The 19,501-nt window shown below is 70.4% G+C and carries 19 protein-coding genes; 14 read left to right on the top strand and 5 right to left on the bottom strand.

Annotation, left to right across the window (positions count from 1 at the left end; translation table 11 throughout):
* The first annotated feature begins 2 nt into the window (after positions 1 to 2).
* Positions 3 to 1,097, top strand: coding sequence for a dual-specificity RNA methyltransferase RlmN (rlmN, locus tag G6N26_RS09720; protein ID WP_067172420.1), 1,095 nt, complete (start codon positions 3 to 5; stop codon positions 1,095 to 1,097).
* Here the strand turns inward: rlmN and G6N26_RS09715 are convergent, their stop codons facing one another.
* Complete coding sequence (locus G6N26_RS09715) at positions 1,098 to 1,352, bottom strand: DUF2631 domain-containing protein (RefSeq protein ID WP_067172465.1); 255 nt, start codon at positions 1,350 to 1,352, stop codon at positions 1,098 to 1,100.
* A 120-nt stretch (positions 1,353 to 1,472) separates the two neighbouring features.
* Between G6N26_RS09715 and dxr the strand changes: the two genes are divergently transcribed.
* From dxr to G6N26_RS09650, 13 genes are all read left to right on the top strand, one after another.
* Positions 1,473 to 2,684 carry a 1-deoxy-D-xylulose-5-phosphate reductoisomerase gene (gene dxr / locus G6N26_RS09710; RefSeq protein ID WP_163648765.1) on the top strand — a complete coding sequence of 404 codons (1,212 nt, stop codon included), beginning with the start codon at positions 1,473 to 1,475 and terminating at the stop codon, positions 2,682 to 2,684.
* A gap of 19 nt (positions 2,685 to 2,703) precedes the next feature.
* The gene (locus G6N26_RS09705) at positions 2,704 to 3,927 is read left to right on the top strand and encodes a M50 family metallopeptidase (RefSeq protein WP_083018121.1); all 1,224 of its coding nucleotides are present in this window, start codon (positions 2,704 to 2,706) and stop codon (positions 3,925 to 3,927) included.
* A 16-nt stretch (positions 3,928 to 3,943) separates the two neighbouring features.
* Positions 3,944 to 5,110: a flavodoxin-dependent (E)-4-hydroxy-3-methylbut-2-enyl-diphosphate synthase gene (gene ispG, locus G6N26_RS09700; protein ID WP_067172414.1), complete on the top strand. Its 1,167-nt coding sequence runs from the start codon at positions 3,944 to 3,946 to the stop codon at positions 5,108 to 5,110.
* Positions 5,111 to 5,159: 49 nt separating this feature from the next.
* Positions 5,160 to 6,014 (top strand): GNAT family N-acetyltransferase, encoded by an 855-nt coding sequence (locus G6N26_RS09695; protein ID WP_083018119.1) that lies wholly within the window; start codon positions 5,160 to 5,162, stop codon positions 6,012 to 6,014.
* Positions 6,015 to 6,180: 166 nt separating this feature from the next.
* Positions 6,181 to 7,995: a penicillin-binding transpeptidase domain-containing protein gene (locus G6N26_RS09690; RefSeq protein WP_083018117.1), complete on the top strand. Its 1,815-nt coding sequence runs from the start codon at positions 6,181 to 6,183 to the stop codon at positions 7,993 to 7,995.
* A gap of 39 nt (positions 7,996 to 8,034) precedes the next feature.
* A complete protein-coding gene (locus G6N26_RS09685) occupies positions 8,035 to 8,619 on the top strand; it encodes a DUF1707 SHOCT-like domain-containing protein (RefSeq protein WP_067172407.1) in 585 nt (194 codons plus the stop codon).
* Between the two features lie 31 nt (positions 8,620 to 8,650).
* The gene (map, locus tag G6N26_RS09680; protein WP_067172405.1) at positions 8,651 to 9,508 is read left to right on the top strand and encodes a type I methionyl aminopeptidase; all 858 of its coding nucleotides are present in this window, start codon (positions 8,651 to 8,653) and stop codon (positions 9,506 to 9,508) included.
* Between the two features lie 25 nt (positions 9,509 to 9,533).
* On the top strand, positions 9,534 to 11,054 hold the full coding sequence (locus tag G6N26_RS09675) for a cobyric acid synthase (RefSeq protein WP_083018115.1): 1,521 nt from the start codon (positions 9,534 to 9,536) through the stop codon (positions 11,052 to 11,054).
* Positions 11,055 to 11,207: 153 nt separating this feature from the next.
* Complete coding sequence (locus tag G6N26_RS09670) at positions 11,208 to 11,759, top strand: alpha/beta hydrolase (RefSeq protein ID WP_067172463.1); 552 nt, start codon at positions 11,208 to 11,210, stop codon at positions 11,757 to 11,759.
* Between the two features lie 20 nt (positions 11,760 to 11,779).
* On the top strand, positions 11,780 to 13,174 hold the full coding sequence (locus G6N26_RS09665) for a glutamine synthetase family protein (RefSeq protein WP_083018113.1): 1,395 nt from the start codon (positions 11,780 to 11,782) through the stop codon (positions 13,172 to 13,174).
* Positions 13,155 to 13,898, top strand: coding sequence for a gamma-glutamyl-gamma-aminobutyrate hydrolase family protein (locus G6N26_RS09660; protein ID WP_231122228.1), 744 nt, complete (start codon positions 13,155 to 13,157; stop codon positions 13,896 to 13,898). Before G6N26_RS09665 ends, G6N26_RS09660 begins: the two co-directional genes overlap by 20 nt.
* A gap of 1 nt (position 13,899) precedes the next feature.
* Positions 13,900 to 15,264, top strand: coding sequence for an aldehyde dehydrogenase family protein (locus G6N26_RS09655; RefSeq protein WP_067172399.1), 1,365 nt, complete (start codon positions 13,900 to 13,902; stop codon positions 15,262 to 15,264).
* A 3-nt stretch (positions 15,265 to 15,267) separates the two neighbouring features.
* Positions 15,268 to 16,056 carry a 3-oxoacyl-ACP reductase gene (locus G6N26_RS09650; protein ID WP_083018111.1) on the top strand — a complete coding sequence of 263 codons (789 nt, stop codon included), beginning with the start codon at positions 15,268 to 15,270 and terminating at the stop codon, positions 16,054 to 16,056.
* On the opposite strand, the gene G6N26_RS09645 is transcribed toward G6N26_RS09650, so the two are convergent.
* The 4 genes from G6N26_RS09645 to G6N26_RS09630 form a co-directional block, all read right to left on the bottom strand.
* Complete coding sequence (locus tag G6N26_RS09645) at positions 16,019 to 16,981, bottom strand: PPE family protein (RefSeq protein WP_067172397.1); 963 nt, start codon at positions 16,979 to 16,981, stop codon at positions 16,019 to 16,021. The genes G6N26_RS09650 and G6N26_RS09645 overlap by 38 nt on opposite strands.
* 117 nt (positions 16,982 to 17,098) lie before the next feature.
* Positions 17,099 to 17,560: a hypothetical protein gene (locus G6N26_RS09640; protein WP_067172395.1), complete on the bottom strand. Its 462-nt coding sequence runs from the start codon at positions 17,558 to 17,560 to the stop codon at positions 17,099 to 17,101.
* Positions 17,561 to 17,642: 82 nt separating this feature from the next.
* Positions 17,643 to 18,767, bottom strand: coding sequence for an alkaline phosphatase family protein (locus G6N26_RS09635; RefSeq protein WP_083018110.1), 1,125 nt, complete (start codon positions 18,765 to 18,767; stop codon positions 17,643 to 17,645).
* A gap of 21 nt (positions 18,768 to 18,788) precedes the next feature.
* The gene (locus G6N26_RS09630; RefSeq protein ID WP_082991476.1) at positions 18,789 to 19,499 is read right to left on the bottom strand and encodes a DUF6390 family protein; all 711 of its coding nucleotides are present in this window, start codon (positions 19,497 to 19,499) and stop codon (positions 18,789 to 18,791) included.
* Between the last annotated feature and the right edge of the window lie 2 nt (positions 19,500 to 19,501).

Genomic DNA, 19,501 nt, shown 5'->3' with positions numbered 1-19,501 from the left:
TCATGGTCCAACAACTGGTTTTCTCCGAGCCGCGCCCCGGCAGGCCGCCGCGGCACCTGGCCGACCTGGACGCGGACGGCCGCGCGTCGGCCGTCGCCGAGCTGGGCTTGCCCGCTTTTCGTGCCAAGCAACTGGCGCATCAGTACTACGGGCGGCTGATCGCCGACCCGCGGCAGATGACCGACCTGCCGGCCGGACTGCGCGACGCGATCGCCGACACGATGTTCCCGATCCTGCTCACCGCCGCCTCCGAGGTGGCCTGCGATGCCGGCCAGACGCGAAAGACGTTGTGGCGGGCCCTCGATGGGGTCACCGTGGAGTCGGTGTTGATGCGCTACCCGCAGCGCAACACGGTGTGCATCTCGTCGCAGGCCGGCTGCGGCATGGCGTGTCCGTTCTGCGCGACCGGACAGGGCGGCCTGAGCCGCAACCTGTCGACGGCCGAGATCCTCGAGCAGGTGCGCGCCGGCGCCGCGGCGCTACGCGACGACTTCGGGGACCGGCTGTCCAACGTGGTCTTCATGGGCATGGGGGAGCCGCTGGCCAACTATGCCCGGGTGGTCGCCGCGGTCCGGCGCATCGTCGCCGCGCCGCCGCATGGCTTCGGCATCTCGGCCCGGTCGGTGACGGTGTCGACGGTGGGCCTGGCGCCCGCGATCCGCAAACTCGCCGACGAAGGGCTCGCGGTGACGCTGGCGCTGTCGCTGCACGCGCCCGACGACGAACTGCGCGACACCCTGGTGCCGGTCAACAACCGGTGGAAGATCGACGAGGCGCTCGACGCCGCGCGGTACTACGCCGACGTCACCGGCCGGCGGGTATCGGTGGAGTACGCGCTGATCCGTGACGTCAACGACCAGCAGTGGCGGGCGGATCTGCTGGGGCAGCGGCTGCACCGGGCGCTGGGGCCGCTGGTGCACGTGAACCTGATCCCCCTCAACCCGACGCCGGGCAGCGAGTGGGATGCGAGCCCCAAACCGGTCGAGCGCGAATTCGTGCGGCGGGTCCGTGCCCAGGGGGTGTCCTGCACGGTGCGCGACACCCGCGGCCGGGAGATCAGTGCCGCGTGCGGGCAGCTGGCCTTCGAGAACAGGTAGCTAGCGGATCCAGCCGCGCCGGCGGCCCCACAGGTCGCGGATCAGGACGACGAGAACCAGCGTCGCGAACCCGATCAGGAACCAGTCCTCGATGTGGCCGACGTGGTTGCCACGCAGCATCGCCAGCAAGAACCCGAAGACGCACAGGCCGACGATGTGCCAGGTCCGGTGATTGATCCGGCTCCAACCCCACCGCGCCGAGGGCACCTCGACGGAGTCGACGCCGGTGAAGTGTTCGACCTCGGTACTGGCCACGGCGCATCCCTTTCGGATCGGATCGGCTTGCTGAACCCAAATTCTGGCATAACCCCGCGCCGGCCCGGTGGCCGCGGCCGCATCGTGGCCCCCGTCGGGGTCGGGCGGCACAATGAATGGGTGACCAACCCGACGACCGACGGGCAAACCCCGGGCCGCGTGCGTGTGCTGGTGCTGGGCAGCACCGGTTCGATCGGCACGCAGGCGCTGGACGTCATCGCGGCCAATCCGGACCGCTTCGAGGTGGTCGGCCTGGCCGCGGGCGGGGCGAACCTGGACACGCTGTTGCACCAGCGTGCCGCCACCGGTGTGACCAACATCGCGGTCGCCGACGAACGCGCGGCGCGGCAGGCCGGCGACATCCCCTTTTCCGGGCCCGAGGCCGTGACCCGGCTGGTCCAGGAGACCGAGGCCGACGTCGTCCTCAATGCGCTGGTGGGGGCGCTGGGCCTGCGGCCCACGCTGGCCGCGCTGGAGTCCGGGGCCCGGCTGGCGCTGGCCAACAAGGAATCGCTGATCGCCGGCGGTCCGCTGGTGCTCAAGGCCGCCCGGCCCGGCCAGATCGTGCCCGTGGACTCCGAACATTCCGCCCTGGCCCAGTGCCTGCGCGGCGGTACCCCCGACGAAGTCGCCAAGCTGGTGCTGACCGCGTCGGGCGGCCCGTTCCGCGGCTGGACCGCCGCCCAGCTCGAGGACGTCACCCCCGAGCAGGCCGGTGCGCACCCGACGTGGTCGATGGGGCCGATGAACACGCTGAACTCGGCCTCGCTGGTCAACAAGGGGCTCGAGCTCATCGAAACCCACCTGCTGTTCGGCCTTCCCTACGACCGCATCGAGGTGGTCGTGCACCCCCAGTCGATCGTTCATTCGATGGTCACCTTCGTCGACGGTTCGACCATCGCCCAGGCCAGCCCGCCGGACATGAAGCTGCCGATCTCGCTGGCCCTGGGCTGGCCGCACCGGGTGCCCGGGGCGGCCGCCCGCTGCGACTTCAGCACGGCGTCCAGCTGGGACTTCGAGCCGCTGGACAACGACGTTTTCCCCGCCGTCGAGCTCGCCCGTCACGCCGGGCAGGCCGGCGGCTGCATGACCGCGGTCTACAACGCCGCCAACGAGGAGGCGGCGGAGGCGTTCCTGGCGGGCCGCATCGGGTTCGGCGCGATTGTCAAAACCATCGCCGACGTGCTGCACGCCGCCGACCAATGGGACGTTTCACCCGCTAACGTGGATGAGGTACTGGACGCGCAGCGCTGGGCACGGGAGCGGGCGCAGCGTGTCGTCGCAGCAGCCCAGCCCGCCAAATCGTCGGTAAAAGCCTCCGGAGCGGTGTGAGAAAGGTCCTCGCAGCCTAATGATGTTCGTCATCGGCATTGTGCTGTTCGCACTGGCCATCCTGATTTCGGTGGCCCTGCACGAGTGCGGCCATATGTGGGTGGCGCGTGCCACCGGCATGAAGGTGCGGCGCTACTTCGTCGGTTTCGGCCCGACGCTGTGGTCGACCCGGCGCGGCGAAACCGAATACGGCCTCAAGGCCGTGCCGCTGGGCGGCTTCTGCGACATCGCCGGCATGACCTCGGTGGAAGAGCTGGCGCCCGACGAGACCGACCGCGCCATGTTCAGGCAGAAGGTCTGGAAGCGGGTCGCGGTGCTGTTCGCCGGGCCCGCCGCGAACTTCATCATCTGCCTGGTGCTGCTCTACGGCATCGCGCTGGTCTGGGGCCTGCCCGACCTGCACCCGCCCACCCAGGCGGTGGTCGGCGAAACCGCTTGTGTGGCACCGGAAGTGGCTCCGGGCAAGATCGCCGACTGCGCCGGGCCCGGGCCGGCGGCGCTGGCCGGAATCCGTCCCGGCGACGTCATCGTCAAGGTGGGAGACACCCGGGTGTCGACCTTCGAGGAGATGGCCGCGGCCATCCGCAAAGTGCACGGCAACACCCCGATCGTCGTCGAGCGGGACGACACCGCGATCACCACCTATGTCGATGTCACGCCCACGCAGCGCTACCTCACCACCGGGGCCGAGGGGCAGGGCGCTCAGCCGCAGGCCTCGACGGTCGGCGCCATCGGCGTCGGCGCCGTCCACGCCGGCCCGACGCACTACGGGGTGCTCTCGGCGATCCCGGGCAGTCTGGTCTTCGCCGGGGACCTGACCGTCGAGGTGGGCAAGGCGCTTGTCACGATCCCGACGAAGGTCGGGGCGCTGGTGCATGCGATCGGTGGCGGCCAGCGCGACCCGCAGACCCCGATGAGCGTGGTCGGGGCCAGCATCATCGGCGGCGACACCGTCGATCACGGACTGTGGGTGGCGTTCTGGTTCTTCCTGGCCCAGCTGAACCTCATCCTGGGGGCGATCAACCTGGTGCCGCTGCTGCCGTTCGACGGCGGGCACATCGCCATCGCGATGTTCGAAAAGGTCCGCAACCTGATCCGGTCGGCCCGCGGCATGGTCGCGGCCGCGCCGGTGAACTACCTCAAACTCATGCCCGCGACGTACGTCGTGCTGGTGTTCGTGGTCGGCTACATGCTGCTGACCGTGACCGCCGATCTGGTCAACCCGATCAGGCTCTTCCAATAGCTAAGGAACTACGACAGTGACCATTGGCCTGGGCATGCCGGACGCTCCGGCGCCCACGCTTGCGCCCCGACGTCGGACCCGCCAACTGATGGTCCGCGACGTCGGGGTCGGCAGCGACCATCCGATTTCGGTGCAGTCGATGTGCACCACCAAGACCCATGACGTCAACACCACGCTGCAGCAGATCGCCGAGCTGACCGCGGCCGGCTGTGACATCGTCCGCGTGGCCTGCCCGCGTCAGGAGGACGCCGACGCGCTGGCCGAGATCGCCCGGCACAGCCAGATCCCGGTGATCGCCGACATCCACTTCCAGCCGAAGTACATCTTCGCCGCGATCGACGCGGGCTGCGCCGCGGTCCGGGTGAACCCGGGCAACATCAAGGAGTTCGACGGCCGCGTCGGCGAGGTCGCCAAGGCCGCCGGCGCCGCCGGCATCCCGATCCGCATCGGCGTCAACGCGGGCTCGCTGGACAAGCGGTTCCTGGAGAAGTACGGCAAGGCCACCCCCGAGGCGCTGGTCGAGTCGGCGCTGTGGGAGGCGTCGCTGTTCGAGGAACACGGCTTCGGCGACATCAAGATCAGCGTCAAGCACAACGACCCGGTGGTGATGGTCGCGGCCTACGAGCAGCTCGCCGCGCAGTGCGATTACCCGCTGCACCTCGGCGTCACCGAGGCCGGCCCCGCGTTCCAGGGCACCATCAAGTCCGCCGTCGCCTTCGGCGCGTTGCTGAGCCGCGGCATCGGCGACACCATCCGGGTGTCGCTGTCGGCGCCCCCGGTCGAAGAGGTCAAGGTCGGCATCCAGATCCTCGAGTCGCTGAACCTGCGCCCGCGCGGGCTCGAGATCGTGTCCTGCCCGTCGTGCGGGCGCGCGCAGGTCGACGTCTACACCCTCGCCAACGCGGTGACGGCCGGCCTGGACGGTCTCGACGTCCCGCTACGGGTCGCCGTGATGGGCTGCGTCGTCAACGGTCCGGGGGAGGCCCGCGAGGCCGACCTGGGCGTCGCATCGGGAAATGGCAAGGGGCAGATCTTCGTTCGCGGCGAGGTGATCAAGACCGTGCCCGAGGCGCAGATCGTCGAGACCCTGATCGAGGAGGCGATGCGCATCGCCGCCGAGATGGGCGGCGATCACGGACCGGACACAACATCGAGCGGTTCGCCGGTTGTGACCGTAAGCTGATAAAGGCCAGCGCCCTGGCCCTGAGATCGCACCACAGAGAGTTCGCCACATGTCGGCTCCGCCCCTTTTCCGCCTCGTCGGCGAGCGTCGGGTGTCGGTGGTGCGTGACGCGGCCGCGGTGTGGCGGGTGCTCGAGGACGATCCCGTCGCCTCGTGCATGGTTGCCGCGCGCGTGGCCGACCACGGCATCGACCCCAATTCGATCGGCGGGGAACTGTGGACGCTGCGCGGTGCCGACGAATCGCTGTGCTTCGCCGGCGCCAACCTGATCCCGCTGCGCGGCGCGCCGGCCGACCTGAATGCGTTCGCCGACGAGGCCATGCGCGGGACGCGGCGCTGCTCGTCGCTGGTCGGCCGGGCCGATCTGGTGATGCCGATGTGGGAGCGGCTCGAGGCGGCGTGGGGGCCCGCCCGCGACGTGCGCGACCACCAGCCGCTGCTGGCGTTGTCCAGCCACCCGAACTGTGAGATCGACACCGCGGTGCGCCAGGTCCGGCCCGAGGAACTGGACGCCTACCTGGTGGCGGCGGTCGACATGTTCATCGGCGAGGTGGGCGTCGACCCGAGGATCGGGGACGGCGGCCGCGGCTATCGGCGCCGCGTGGCCAGCCTCATCTCGGCCGGTCGCGCCTGGGCGCGGTTCGAGCACGGCCAGGTCGTCTTCAAGGCCGAGGTGGGCTCCCAGTCGCCGGGGGTGGGCCAGATCCAGGGCGTGTGGGTGCACCCCGAGTGGCGCGGCCTGGGCCTGGGCACCGCCGGCACCGCCACGGTCGCCGCGGTGATCGTCGGCAGCGGGCGGACCGCCAGCCTCTACGTCAACGACTTCAATGCGGTGGCGCGCGCCGCCTACGCCCGAGTGGGCTTCGCCGAGATCGGCACCTTCGCGACGGTGCTGCTCGACTAGCTGCGCCCGCCCGTGGTCGCGAGTGTGCGGGTCGCCGCACACTCGGCCGTTAAGGAGCGGCCAGCCGCGCATTCGGCGGGCAAACGCGGGTGTCGACCACGCATAACGGTTCGATCTCGGTGTGGCGGCGCCGCTGTTCCCGCCCCAGCTCATAACATCAGCACCGATGGTAACTAGAACAACAGCGGCCTCATCCGTTTCAGGCCTGCTGCTCGTCGCGGTGATCGCCCTGTCCGGGTGCACGCCGCGGCCCGACGGCCCGGGCCCGGCCGCGGAGAAGTTCTTCCGCGCCCTCGCCGTCGGCGACACCGCCACGGCCGCCCAGCTCAGCGACAGCCCCAACGAGGCCCGCGAAGCGCTCAACGCCGCCTGGTCGGGCCTGCAAGCGACCCACCTCGACGCGCAGGTCCTCAATGCCAAGTACGCCGAGGACTCCGGCACGGTCGGCTATCGCTTCGCCTGGCACCTGCCCAAGAACCGCATCTGGAGCTACGACGGCCAGCTGAGGATGGCGCGCGACGAGGGCCACTGGCGGGTGCGCTGGGCCACCACCGCGCTGCACGCCAAATTGGGCGAGCACCAGACATTCGCGCTGCGCGCGGATCGGCCGCGCCGCGCCTCGGTCAACGAACTCGGCGGCAGCGACGTGCTGGTGCCCGGCTACCTGTACCACTACACGCTGGACGCCACGCAGGCCGGACCCGCGCTGTTCGGCACGGCGCGCGCGGTGGTCGACGTGCTGCACCCCTTCAACGACGCGCTCAATGACCCGCAGCTGCTCGCCGAGCAGGCCAGCTCGACCCCCCACCCGGTCGACCTCGCGGTCACGCTGCACCCCGATGACAACGACAAGGTGTTCCCGGCGATCGGCCGGCTGCCCGGCATCGTGGTCACGCCCCAGCCCGAAATGCTGCCCACCGACCCGCATTTCGCGCCCGCGGTCATCTCCGCGGTGAAGAAGGCCGTGGTGGACCAGCTCGACGGCGAGGCGGGCTGGCGGGTGGTGAGCGTCAACCAGAACGGCGTCGAGGTCGAAGTGCTGCACGAGGTCGAGGGGTCACCGGCCCCGTCGGTGTCGCTCACCATGGACCGGGCGGTGCAAAACGCCGCCCAGCATGCGGTGGACACCCGCGGCGGCAAGGCGATGATCGTGGCGATCAAGCCGTCGACCGGAGAGATCCTCGCGATCGCCCAGAACGCCGGCGCCGACGCCGACGGCCTGCCGGCGACCACCGGGCTGTTCCCGCCCGGGTCGACGTTCAAGATGGTCACCGCCGGCGCGGCCGTCGAACGCGACATGGCCACCCCCAACACCATGCTGGGCTGCCCGGGCCATCTCGACATCGGGCACCGCACCGTCCCCAACTACGGGGGCTTCGACCTCGGGGTGGTGCCGATGTCGCGCGCGTTCGCGAGTTCGTGCAACACCACCTTCGCCGAGCTCAGCAGCAAGATGCCCCCGCGTGGCCTGACCCAGGCGGCCTCCCGCTACGGGCTCGGGCTGGACTACCAGATCGACGGCATCACCACGGTGACCGGCTCGGTGCCACCGACGGTCGACCTCGCCGAGCGCACCGAGGACGGCTTCGGCCAGGGCAAGGTGCTGGCCAGCCCGTTCGGCATGGCCCTGGTGGCGGCGACGGTCGCGGCCGGCAAGACACCCGTGCCGCAATTGATCGCCGGCCGTCAGACGGCCGTCCAGGGCGACGCCACGCCGATCAGCCCGAAGATGATCGACGCGCTGCGGCCCATGATGCGGTTGGTGGTGACCAACGGGACCGCCAAGGAGATCGCCGGCTGCGGCGAGGTGTACGGGAAGACCGGTGAGGCCGAGTTCCCCGGCGGATCGCATTCCTGGTTCGCCGGCTACCGCGGCGATCTGGCATTCGCGGCGCTGATCGTCGGGGGTGGCAGCTCGGAGTACGCCGTCCGGATGACCAAGGTGATGCTCGAGTCGCTGCCGCCGGACTTTCTGGCCTAGCGCCGCTCGCGAGCGCGGCGGCGACGGTAAATTGCGAGCATGACCGATACCGGCGGCGACATGGTGGCGCTGCGCGTCTCCGACGCCGACCGCAACGGCACGATGCGCCGCCTGCACAACGCGGTCGCGCTCGGGCTGATCGACATCGACGAGTTCGAGCAGCGCTCGTCGCAGGTGTCCTACGCGCGCACGCGCGGGGAACTGGACGGCCTGGTCGGCGATCTGCCGGGGCCGGGCGCCATCGTCACCTCCGCGGCCGACCGAGTGGAACTGCGCGGCTGGGCGGGTTCGCTGAAGCGGCACGGCGAATGGACGGTGCCCACCCGCCTGGCGCTGGTGCGCCGGCTGGGCTCGGTGGAGCTCGACCTCACCAAGGCCCGGTTCGCCGGGCCGGTGGTGGTCGTCGAGCTGGACATGCGGTTTGGTTCGGTGGAGATTCGATTGCCCGACGGCGCCAGCGCGTCGATCGACGACGTCGAGGTCTACGTGGGCAGCGCCAGCGACCGCCGCAAAGACCCGCCTGGTGAGGGCAGGCCGCACGTCGTGCTGACCGGGCGGGTGGTGTGCGGCTCGGTGATCGTCCGGGGACCGCGCCGCTCGCTGCTGCGCCGCCAGCGACTCTGATCGCCCGGGCGACCCCGGTTAAGCTGGTCGCATGCCCGCTCGCACCGCGCTTTCCCCCGGAGAGTTGTCCCCGACTCTGCCGGTGCCCGGCAGCGTCCCGCGCCCGGAATACGTCGGCAAGGCCACGGCCCAGGAGGGCAGCGAGCCGTGGGTGCAGACCCCCGAGGTGATCGAGAAGATGCGGGTCGCCAGCCAGATCGCGGCGCGCGCGCTGGTGGAGGCGGGCAAGGCCGTCGCGCCCGGGGTGACCACCGACGAACTCGACCGGATCGCGCACGAATACATGGTCGATCACGGTGCCTACCCGTCGACGCTGGGCTACAAGGGCTTTCCGAAGTCGTGCTGCACGTCGCTCAACGAAGTCATCTGCCACGGCATCCCCGACTCGACGGTGATCGCCGACGGCGACATCGTCAACATCGACGTCACCGCCTACATCGACGGCGTGCACGGCGACACCAACGCCACGTTCCTGGCCGGTGACGTCTCCGAAGAACACCGGCTGCTCGTGGAGCGGACCCGGGAGGCGACGATGCGCGCCATCAACGCCGTCAAGCCCGGGCGTGCCCTGTCGGTTGTCGGCCGTGTCATCGAGTCGTACGCAAACCGGTTCGGCTACAACGTCGTTCGGGACTTCACCGGGCACGGCATCGGCACCACGTTCCACAACGGCCTGGTGGTCCTGCACTACGACCAGCCGTCCGTGTCGACCATCATGCAACCGGGCATGACGTTCACCATCGAACCGATGATCAACCTTGGCGGCCTGGATTACGAGATCTGGGACGACGGCTGGACGGTGGTCACCAAGGACCGCAAGTGGACCGCGCAGTTCGAGCACACCCTGCTGGTCACCGACACCGGCGTCGAAATCCTCACGCTGCCGTGACGTCCGCACTGCTTGCCGCGCACAGGTGAGCGGGGCGCTGCTGGTCGCCGGCACCAGCTCCGACGCCGGCAAATCGGTGGTGGTGGCCGCCCTGTGCCGGTTGCTGGCCCGCCGCGGCACCCGGGTCGCCCCGTTCAAGGCGCAGAACATGTCCAACAACTCCGTGGTCACCGTCGAGGGCGGCGAAATCGGCCGCGCCCAAGCGATTCAGGCCCGCGCCGCCGGTCTGGAACCCAGCGTGCGGTTCAACCCGGTCCTGCTCAAACCGGGCAGCGACCGCACCTCGCAGCTCGTGATAAAGGGCCGCGTCGCCGACTCGGTCAGCGCGAAAAGCTATGTCCAACACCGAGATCGGTTGGCCGCTGTCGTGCTGGACGAATTGGCCTGCCTGCGAGACGAATTCGACGCGGTCATCTGCGAGGGAGCGGGTTCTCCCGCCGAAATCAACCTGCGCGCCACGGATTTGGCCAACATGGGATTGGCCAGGGCCGCCAACCTGCCGGTGGTCCTGGTCGGCGATATCGACCGCGGCGGGCTGCTCGCGCACCTGTTCGGCACGGTGGCGGTGCTCGAGCCGGACGACCAGGCGTTGATCTCCGGTTTCATCGTCAATAAGTTCCGGGGCGATCCCGCGCTGCTCGAGCCGGGATTGCGCCAGCTGCAGGCCATGACGGGCCGGCCCACCTACGGGGTGCTGCCGTATGCCGAGGAGCTCTGGCTCGACGCCGAGGATTCGCTATCCGTGGTCGCCCACCGCGTCATCGGCACGCCCGCGCCTCCGCGCGGCGACGAGTGGTTGCGGGTCGCCGCGGTGCGGCTGCCCCGGATTTCCAATTCCACCGACGTCGAGGCGCTGGCGTGCGAACCGGGCGTGCTGGTGCGCTGGGTCGCCGACCCCGCCGGCGTGGCCGACGCCGACCTGATCGTCATCCCCGGCAGCAAGGCCACCGTCGCCGACCTGTCCTGGTTGCGCGAGTGCGGGCTGGCCGAGGCGATCACCGCGCACGCCCGCGGGGGCAAACCGGTACTGGGGATCTGCGGCGGATTTCAGATGCTGTGCCATCGTATCGATGACGCGGTGGAGTCCGGGGCTGGCGACGTATCGGGGTTGGGGTTGCTGGACGCCGACATCGCCTTCGATCCGGCCAAGACCTTGCGCCGCTGGCAGCGTGGGATCGACGGCGCGTTGGGCGGGTACGAGATCCATCACGGGCGGATCGCCCGCTGCGTTGAGCAAAGCTGGTTCGACGCCGACGCCGATCCGCAACCCCAAGGTGTGGTGCGGGGCGCGGTCTTTGGGACGCACTGGCACGGCTTGCTCGACAACGACGACTTCCGCCGTGCCTGGCTCACCCGGGTCGCCGACGCGGCCGGCCGGCGCGGCTTCGTGGTCGACGGCGACACCAACGTCGCCGCGCGGCGTGACGCCCAACTCGACCTCGCCGCCGATCTGCTGGCCGCCCACCTCGACGTCGACGCCGTCGTCGGGCTGCTGCAGGGGCCACCGCCGGAGCGACCGCATCTCGCAAGTCGGTTGCGGCCGTAGGACATTCGTCGCCGTCCCGATGTGAACGTCGCCGTTGACGGCGCGGCCGACACGCCGTCATAGGATGCCGATGGAAACTGTGTCCCTGTATCACATGGGCCAGAATCGTCGCGCACACATACCGTTTGGCTGTAGCGTGCTTGGGTGTCCTCGATGATGACCACCCTGGAGGGGTTCCCGGTCCCGGTCGTTGTGGCCGGCCCGGAGATGGGCGTCGTCGTCGTCATATTGGGCGACGAGGAGCGCGCGCCCGCCGCGTATGACGCGGTCTGCGAGCGCCTGCACACCGCGTCGTTGCGGACGGTCGTGATCGGCTTCGACCCGCGGCTGACCCCCAAGTCGGTGATCGGCATTCTCGACGCGCTGGGAATCGGCTGGGCCGTCGTCATGGGCGACCGCGCCGGCGGCGACCTCGCGTGGGAATTGACGGCGACTCGGCTGGGCCGGTTCGTCGGCCTGGTGGTGATCGATCGCGGGCATCCGCGCGCCGGCGATCGCGACGGCGCCATCCGCGACGGGCACTGCCCGCCGGTGGAGATCGGCACCACGGTGTTGGTCAGCTCGCCGGCCGCCCGGTCGGTGGCCCAGGCCAGCCAGCAGTACGTCTACGCCGACTACCGGGTCGTGCACCTGGGCCGGCGCACCGTGCAGGAGTCGACGGCACAACTGGCCGCCGAGATCATTTTGCGCACCAGCACCTGGTAGCGCCTGGTTGACTAACGGTCATGGCCTCTAAAGACGGCGCCGTGACCGACCCGAACGATGCGATGCTCTCGCTGACCGCCCTGCGGCAGCTGGTGGCCGGCGGCGCGGTTGACACGGTCATCGTGGCGTTCGCCGACATGCAGGGACGCCTGGTCGGCAAGCGGGTGGCCGCGCACCTGTTCGTCGACGAGGTGGCCGCCCAGGGCGTCGAGTGCTGCGACTATCTGCTGGCGGTCGACGTCGACATGAACACCGTCGGTGGCTACGCGATGTCGAGCTGGGACACCGGATACGGCGACACGGTGCTGACGCCCGATCTGTCCACCCTGCGGCGCATTCCCTGGCTGCCCGGGACCGCGTTGGTGATCGCCGACGTGGGCTGGGCCGACGGCGCCCCGGTCGCCGTGTCGCCGCGCGCCATCCTGCGCCGCCAGCTCGACCGGCTGGCCCGGCGCGGGCTGATCGCCGACGCCGCGACCGAGCTGGAATTCATGGTGTTCGACGAGACCTATCGCCAGGCGTGGGCGAGCGCGTACCGCGGACTGACCCCGGCCAGCGACTACAACATCGACTATGCGATCGCGGCGTCGTCGCGTATGGAGCCGCTGCTGCGCGACATCCGCAACGGGATGGCCGGCGCGGGACTGCAATTCGAGGCCGTCAAAGGCGAATGCAACAGGGGGCAGCAGGAAATCGGTTTCCGCTACGACGAGGCGCTGGTCACCTGCGACAACCACGTCATCTACAAGAACGGGGCGAAGGAGATCGCCGATCAGCACGGCAGGAGCCTCACGTTCATGGCGAAATACGATGAGCGAGAAGGCAACAGCTGCCACATACATCTCTCGCTGCGCGACCCCCAGGGTGGCGCGGTGTTCTCCGACCCCGCTCGCCCGCACGGCATGTCGTCGACGTTTTGCAGCTTTGTGGCCGGACTGCTGGCCACCCTGCGCGACTTCACCGTGTTCTATGCGCCGAACATCAACTCCTACAAGCGATTCACTGACGGCAGCTTCGCGCCCACCGCGCTGGCCTGGGGACTGGACAACCGCACCTGCGCGCTGCGGGTGGTCGGCCACAGCTCCAGCACCCGGGTCGAGTGCCGGGTGCCCGGCGGCGACGTCAACCCTTATCTGGCGGTGGCGGCGATCGTCGCCGGCGGGCTGTACGGTATCGAACGGGGCCTCGAGTTAGAGGAGCCCTACGCGGGTAATGCTTATCAAGCCTCCGGCGTCGAGCGGTTGCCCGCCACCCTGGCCGAGGCGGCCTCGGTCTTCGAGCACTCGACGCTCGCGCGCGAGGTGTTCGGCGACGACGTGGTCGCCCACTACCTGAACAACGCCCGCGTGGAACTGGCGGCCTTCAACACGGCGGTCACCGACTGGGAAAGGACGCGTGGTTTTGAACGGCTGTAGGTCACCAAGGCGTCCGGTGGTGGGCCTGACGACATACCTGGAGCGGGTGCAGACCGGGATCTGGGACATCCCCGCCGGGTACCTGCCGACCGACTACTTCGAGGGCGTCATCCAGGCCGGCGGGATCGCCGTGCTGTTGCCCCCGCAACCGGCCGAGGCCGAGGTCGTCAGCTCGGTGCTCGACGGCCTGCACGCGCTGGTGATCACCGGCGGTTATGACCTCGACCCCGCCAGCTACGGCCAGCAACCGCATCCCACGACCGACGAACCCCGCACCGACCGCGACGCCTGGGAGTTCGCGCTGTTGCGCGGCGCGCTGGACCGCGGGCTGCCGGTGCTCGGGATCTGCCGCGGCGCACAGGTGCTCAACGTCGCGCTCGGCGGCACGCTGCACCAGCACCTGCCCGACGTACTCGGGCACTGCGGGCACCGCGCCGGCAACGGGGTGTTCACCCGCTTGCCGGTACGCACCGCGGCGGGCACGCGGCTGGCCGCGCTGGTGGGCGAGACCGTCGACGCGCCGTGCTATCACCACCAGGCCATCGACCGGGTCGGGGACGGACTGGTGGTCAGCGCGACCGATCCCGACGGTGTCGTCGAAGCGCTGGAGCTCCCCGGGGACCGGTTTGTTCTTGCGGTGCAATGGCATCCGGAACAGTCCCTGGAGGATTTGCGGTTGTTCGCCGCGATCGTGGACGCGGCCCGGGCCTACGCGGGACGCTGACGTGAGCGCCACGCAACTGATCAACCCGGCGACCGAGGAGGTGCTGCGCACGGTCGAGCACGTCGACGCGACGACCGTCGACGACGCGGTAGGCCGGGCACGGGCGGCGCAGCGGCGGTGGGCGCGGCTGGTCCCGGCCGAACGGGCTTCCGGCCTACGGGCTTTCGCCGCCGTCGTCGACGCCCATCTCGACGAGCTGGCGGCCCTCGAGGTCGCCAACTCGGGACATCCCGTCGCGTCGGCAGAGTGGGAGGCCGGTCACGTCCGCGATGTCCTGACCTACTACGCCGCCAGCCCGGAACGATTGTCCGGCAAGCAAATCCCGGTGGCCGGCGGCCTGGATGTCACGTTCAACGAACCGGTGGGCGTGGTCGGCGTGATCACCCCGTGGAACTTCCCGATGCCCATCGCCTCCTGGGGGTTCGCGCCGGCGCTGGCCGCGGGCAACGCCGTGCTGATCAAACCCGCCGAGGCGACACCGCTGACCACGATCCGGCTCGGCGAGCTGGCGGCGGAGGCAGGGCTGGACCCAGACCTGCTCCAGGTGCTGCCCGGGCCGGGCCCGGTGGTCGGGGAGCGGTTCGTCACGCACCCCGACATCGCCAAGATCGTGTTCACCGGCTCCACCGACGTCGGCAAAAAGGTGCTGGCCGGGGCTGCCGCCCACGTCAAGCGAGTGACCCTGGAGCTCGGCGGCAAGAGCGCCAACATCGTGTTCGCCGACTGCGACCTCGAGCGGGCCGCAGCGACCGCGCCGGCCGGGGTGTTCGACAACGCCGGCCAGGACTGTTGCGCCCGCAGCCGAATCCTGGTGCAGCGCAGCGTTTACGATCGCTTCCTGGAGCTGCTCGAACCCGCCGTCAAAGGTGTGGTCGTCGGGGATCCCGCGTCCCGGGGCACCGAGATGGGCCCGCTGGTGTCGGCCGCGCACCGCGCCAAGGTGGCCTCCTACGTGCCCGACGACGCACCGGTCGCGTTTCGGGGTACCGCGCCGAGTGGCCGCGGATTCTGGTTCCCGCCAACGGTTCTCACGCCACAGCGCACCGACCGCTGCGTCACCGAGGAGATCTTCGGGCCGGTGGTCACGGTGCTGGCCTTCGACGACGAGCAGGACGCGGTGACGCTGGCCAACGACACCGCCTACGGCCTGTCCGGATCGATCTGGACGAACGATCTGTCCCGCGCCCTGCGGGTGTCCCGCGCGGTCGAAGCCGGGAATCTGTCGGTGAATTCGCACTCGTCGGTTCGGTACAACACCCCGTTCGGGGGTTTCAAGCAGTCGGGCCTGGGCCGCGAGCTGGGCCCGGACGCGCCGTTGGGATTCACCGAGACCAAGAATGTGTTTATCGCGATCGGAGAGGATTAGGCGGTGGCGGTCGATCTCACCCAACGGTTGGCGGGCCGGGTCGCCGTCGTCACGGGCGCCGGCAGCGGCATCGGGTTGGCGTCGGCGCGGCGCATGCGCGCCGAGGGAGCCACCATCGTGGTCGCCGATGTCGACGGCGACGCGGGCGCCGCCGCGGCCGACGAGCTGTCCGGTCTGTTCGTGCCCACCGACGTCGCCGACGAGGACGCGGTCAACGCGCTGTTCGACACAGCGGTGCAGGCCTATGGCCGCGTCGACATCGCGTTCAACAACGCCGGCATCTCGCCTCCTGACGACGATCTCATCGAGAACACCGAGGTGCCCGCGTGGCAACGCGTCCAGGACGTCAACCTGAAGTCGGTCTACCTGTGCTGCCGGGCGGCGTTGCGGCACATGGTTCCCGCGCGGCGCGGTTCGATCATCAACACGGCCTCGTTCGTCGCCGTCCTGGGGTCGGCGACGTCGCAGATCTCCTACACCGCCTCCAAGGGCGGGGTGCTGGCCATGTCGCGCGAGCTGGGTGTGCAGTTCGCCCGGGAGGGCATCCGGGTGAACGCGCTGTGCCCGGGGCCGGTCAACACGCCACTGCTGCAAGAGCTTTTCGCCAAGGACCCCGAACGTGCGGCGCGCCGGCTGGTGCACGTGCCGGTGGGCCGCTTCGCCGAGCCCGGCGAAATCGCTGCTGCGGTCGCGTTTTTGGCGAGCGATGACGCGTCGTTCATCACGGCGTCGACGTTTTTGGTCGACGGCGGCATCAGCTCGGCCTACGTGACTCCGCTCTCACCGCCGTAGGCACCGGCCGTGGCCACACCGGCGCGGTCGCCCGCCGGTCCCCGCCCGTCCCCTGCGCGCCGGCCGCGGCCGCCGTCCAGGTGCGCGGCACCGACAGCGCGCCGAGCGGCATCGCGCGGCCCAGCCGCGCGTGCACGCCGGTGACGGCGGCCGGCCTCGGGAACAATGTGCGCAGCGCCGCCGCCTTGTTCATCGAATTCAGGTGGCCGATCGCGAAATCCGACGGCGCCGTCAGCGAATTCAGTTTCGACAGCGACGGTGTCACCGAGGAGAGGGACGCCTCGAACGTGGTCTGCGATGCCGACGACAAATGCTTGATGGCGCCGGGGATGGCCGACATCACCTGGCGTGCGGCCGATATGACGTCGGGCGCCGCCTTCAACGACCAAGTATCTCCCTGTGCACCGGGATCCGCGGGGGGAGGGGTGAACGGGGTCAACGTCACCGCGCCGGCGGCGGCGTCGGCGTAGGCGTACATGGCGCCGGAGTTCTGTGCCCACATGGCGTCGTATTCGGTGTCGACGTCCGCGATCGCCGCGCTGTGCTGGCTCAGCCAGTTCGCCGACACCAGCGCCTTGCGGCGCGTGCGGTTGCCGGCGATCGCCGGCGGGGGCACCGTCGCCGCGAACGCCGCCTCGTGCGCCCCGGCCGCCGCGCTGAGCTGGGCGGCCGCGCGCTGGCTTCGCGCGGCGTTGGCGTCCAGCCAGTCGACGTAGAGGGCGGCGGCTTCGCGCAGCGCCGAGCACGCCGGGCCCTCCCCGTGCGCGGCCAGCTTGGCGGTCACCGCCCGGTAGTCGGCCGCCGCGGTGCACAGCCACGCGGCGAGCTTGTCCCATGCCGCGGCGGCCGCGACCATCGATCCCGCGCCGGGACCCGAATACATCAGCCCGGAATTGATCTCCGGTGGCAGCGTCGCGAAATCCATTACAGCCTCCGCCGGGGGAGGGTGGTGTGGTTGGTGGTCGAAAACATGGGGGCGTCCTTCACGAGATAGACACGGGGGTTTACCAGGCCTTTCGCGCGAATGCGCGGCGTGCAGCGATCAGACGCGGGCGATGCAGAGCCGGGTCAAGGTATCTCGGTCGGCGGGAATGGTTGTGGGAGAACGGGATTGGGCGTCGCCGAGTGTTGCCCGCGCCGGGCTGAACGTCGTCGGTGTCGGTGACAGGGCCGATTGCGCTGAGGAACGGTTCCAGGGCTGGGGCCGTTCCTTCGTCATCCACATGCTGTGGAACGGCTTCTTGTCGGCGTTGTTCGCCGGCGTCGACGACTGCGCAGCGGCCGGCGCCGGGCGGGCGACGGCGGCGTCACGGCCCCGCGGAAGTACCTGCGCACCGGCCCCCGGGGCCGTACCGGACCAGGCGGCCGGTTCCGGAAGGGTGGCCGCGGCGAACTGGGGCCGCAGCGACGAACCCGCGATCAGGGCGACGAACACACCCAGCGCTGCGACGATCGCGGTGGCGAATTGCCACCGCCGAGTTTCACCGCCACCCCGGAACAACACAGTGGGGCGAATGTACAACGTCAATCGTGGTAAACCGGTCGGAACGAGCTGTGAAGTCGGTCCGAATCCACGGTCGGCGCAGCTAGGGACGGAAAACGATCAGCGGGATCGCCATCTCGGCCGGGCTGGCTCCGCCGTGGAAACCCACCAGGCGAGACACTTCCGGGGGCTCGTGCGCGCTGGCCAGCACCGCTGTGTCGCCCGAGCAGACGACCACCACGTCGCCGATCCGCTCCAGGTGGGCCGCGGCGACCGGCCCGAACATCCCGGTGCTCACCGCCTCCTCGCGGCTGTACACGGTGGCCCGGCCGCCCAGCACCTCGGCCCACGCGGCGCGCACGTCGGGCCCGGCGCCCGGTTCGGTATGCAGGTAGCGGACCCGGGGCTCGCCGGCGACCACCCGGACGCCCTGGGCCAGCCCAGGGTCGGCGTCGAGGTCGACTCGGGCCTCCGGCGGGACGTTGAGGCCGCCGTGGTCGGCGGTCACCAGCAGCGCGGCGTTCGGCGGCAGGTCCTGGAGGAGGCGCGAGAGCAGCGCGTCGACGCTGGTCGCCGCCGCGTGCCACTGCTCGGAACCGACGCCGAAGACGTGGGCCGCGGTGTCGAGTTCGGCGGTGTAGCCGTAGACCAGCCCGGGCGCCGAGCGCAGGTCGTCGACCACCAGCCGCGCGTAGTCGTCGGCCGGACCGGCCGGGCGGAATTCCGCGCCGCGGTAGGCGGCCTCGGTCAGCCCGCTGCCGAGGAACAGCGCCGGCAGCACCGCGCGGGCGCTGACGCCGGCCTCTTTGAGCCGCTGGAACCAGGTCGGCACCGGCTGCCAGACGGCCGGGGAGGGGTCGTCCCGCCAGCGGACGTGGTTGAGCACCGTCTCGGTGCCCGGCACCCGCAGGGTGAAGCCCAGAACGCCGTGCTCGCCGGGCAGCGCGCCGGTGCCCAGGGACACCAGGCTGGTCGGGGTGGTCGACGGGAAGGTGCACTCCAGCTGGGTCAGCCACCCCGTCGCGCCGCTCAGCACGGAGGCCAGCAGCGGGGCGCCGCCGGCCAACTGCGGGAGCAGGTGCCAGCCCAGCCCGTCCACCAGCACGACGAGCACCCGGTCGATCCGCTCGGGGCCCGCCCGGTCCGTCACCGCCAGCGTGTCGACAGCGCCCGGGACCCCGAGCAGGGCGGCCGCGGCGGGCAGCACGTCGCACAGGGAACCGGACACCGGGCCAGTCTGACGACGAAGCTAGACGCGCGCCAGTCGCCGGTCGGTCACCAGCAATTGTCGGTGGGTGCTGTCGGTCAGCGCGCACAGCTGCGCCGGCGAGAGCCGGCCGCACAGCCGGCCCCAGTGCATCGCCACCACATCACCGGCGGCCGCGTCGGGCACCGCGCTGTAGCCGTCGGCCCACACCTCGAGCACGCGCGCCGACGGTGGCGACAGCGTGAGCGCCCGGCCGTCCCAGGCCAGCCCGCGGCACAGCACCTCGACGCGGTCACCGTCGCGGGAAAGCACTGTGCCGGGACTGATTCGGCAGTTGTCCAGCACGCGCAGCGGCTGCTCGTCAGAAATTCGGCCCAAAAACCGCGTCCACGGGTAAATCCCGAACACGTGAAAGCAGTGGTTCGCGGCGGCCTCGCATGCCAGGTCCGGGGTGAGATGCGACCAGTAATGGCCCGCCTGCGGGCCCAGGATCGCGAGCAGCGCGTCGAAGAATTGCTGTGGGTCCAGACCTGCGGCGACGCCCCCGCCGAGCCAATACGATTCGACCAGGCGGTAATCCAGCGGGTCGGCGATGCCGGTCAGTTCCGACAGCACCCGCAGGTACGGCCACGCGCCGGAGAACTTCGTCGCCGCCCTGCGCACGTCGGCGACCGACCCGTCGCGCAGGGTGGCACCCAGCGGGGGACCGCAGTAACCGAGCGCGTTGGGCGCATACGCGTAGCGGGCGAACATCT

It is taken from the genome of Mycobacterium marseillense, assembly GCF_010731675.1.
GTDB lineage: Bacteria > Actinomycetota > Actinomycetes > Mycobacteriales > Mycobacteriaceae > Mycobacterium > Mycobacterium marseillense.
This window is presented reverse-complemented; position numbering and strand designations above follow the sequence as displayed.

What these genes read in the sequence shown, in the direction of transcription:
- G6N26_RS09695 (WP_083018119.1), top strand. Translation starts at nt 5,160, where the DNA reads ATGTCGGCTCCGCCCCTTTTCCGCCTCGTCGGCGAGCGTCGGGTGTCG.
- G6N26_RS09645 (WP_067172397.1), bottom strand. Translation starts at nt 16,981, where the DNA reads ATGGATTTCGCGACGCTGCCACCGGAGATCAATTCCGGGCTGATGTAT.
- G6N26_RS09705 (WP_083018121.1), top strand. Translation starts at nt 2,704, where the DNA reads ATGATGTTCGTCATCGGCATTGTGCTGTTCGCACTGGCCATCCTGATT.
- rlmN (WP_067172420.1), top strand. Translation starts at nt 3, where the DNA reads ATGGTCCAACAACTGGTTTTCTCCGAGCCGCGCCCCGGCAGGCCGCCG.
- G6N26_RS09690 (WP_083018117.1), top strand. Translation starts at nt 6,181, where the DNA reads ATGGTAACTAGAACAACAGCGGCCTCATCCGTTTCAGGCCTGCTGCTC.
- G6N26_RS09665 (WP_083018113.1), top strand. Translation starts at nt 11,780, where the DNA reads ATGGCCTCTAAAGACGGCGCCGTGACCGACCCGAACGATGCGATGCTC.
- map (WP_067172405.1), top strand. Translation starts at nt 8,651, where the DNA reads ATGCCCGCTCGCACCGCGCTTTCCCCCGGAGAGTTGTCCCCGACTCTG.
- G6N26_RS09630 (WP_082991476.1), bottom strand. Translation starts at nt 19,499, where the DNA reads ATGTTCGCCCGCTACGCGTATGCGCCCAACGCGCTCGGTTACTGCGGT.
- G6N26_RS09670 (WP_067172463.1), top strand. Translation starts at nt 11,208, where the DNA reads ATGATGACCACCCTGGAGGGGTTCCCGGTCCCGGTCGTTGTGGCCGGC.
- G6N26_RS09685 (WP_067172407.1), top strand. Translation starts at nt 8,035, where the DNA reads ATGACCGATACCGGCGGCGACATGGTGGCGCTGCGCGTCTCCGACGCC.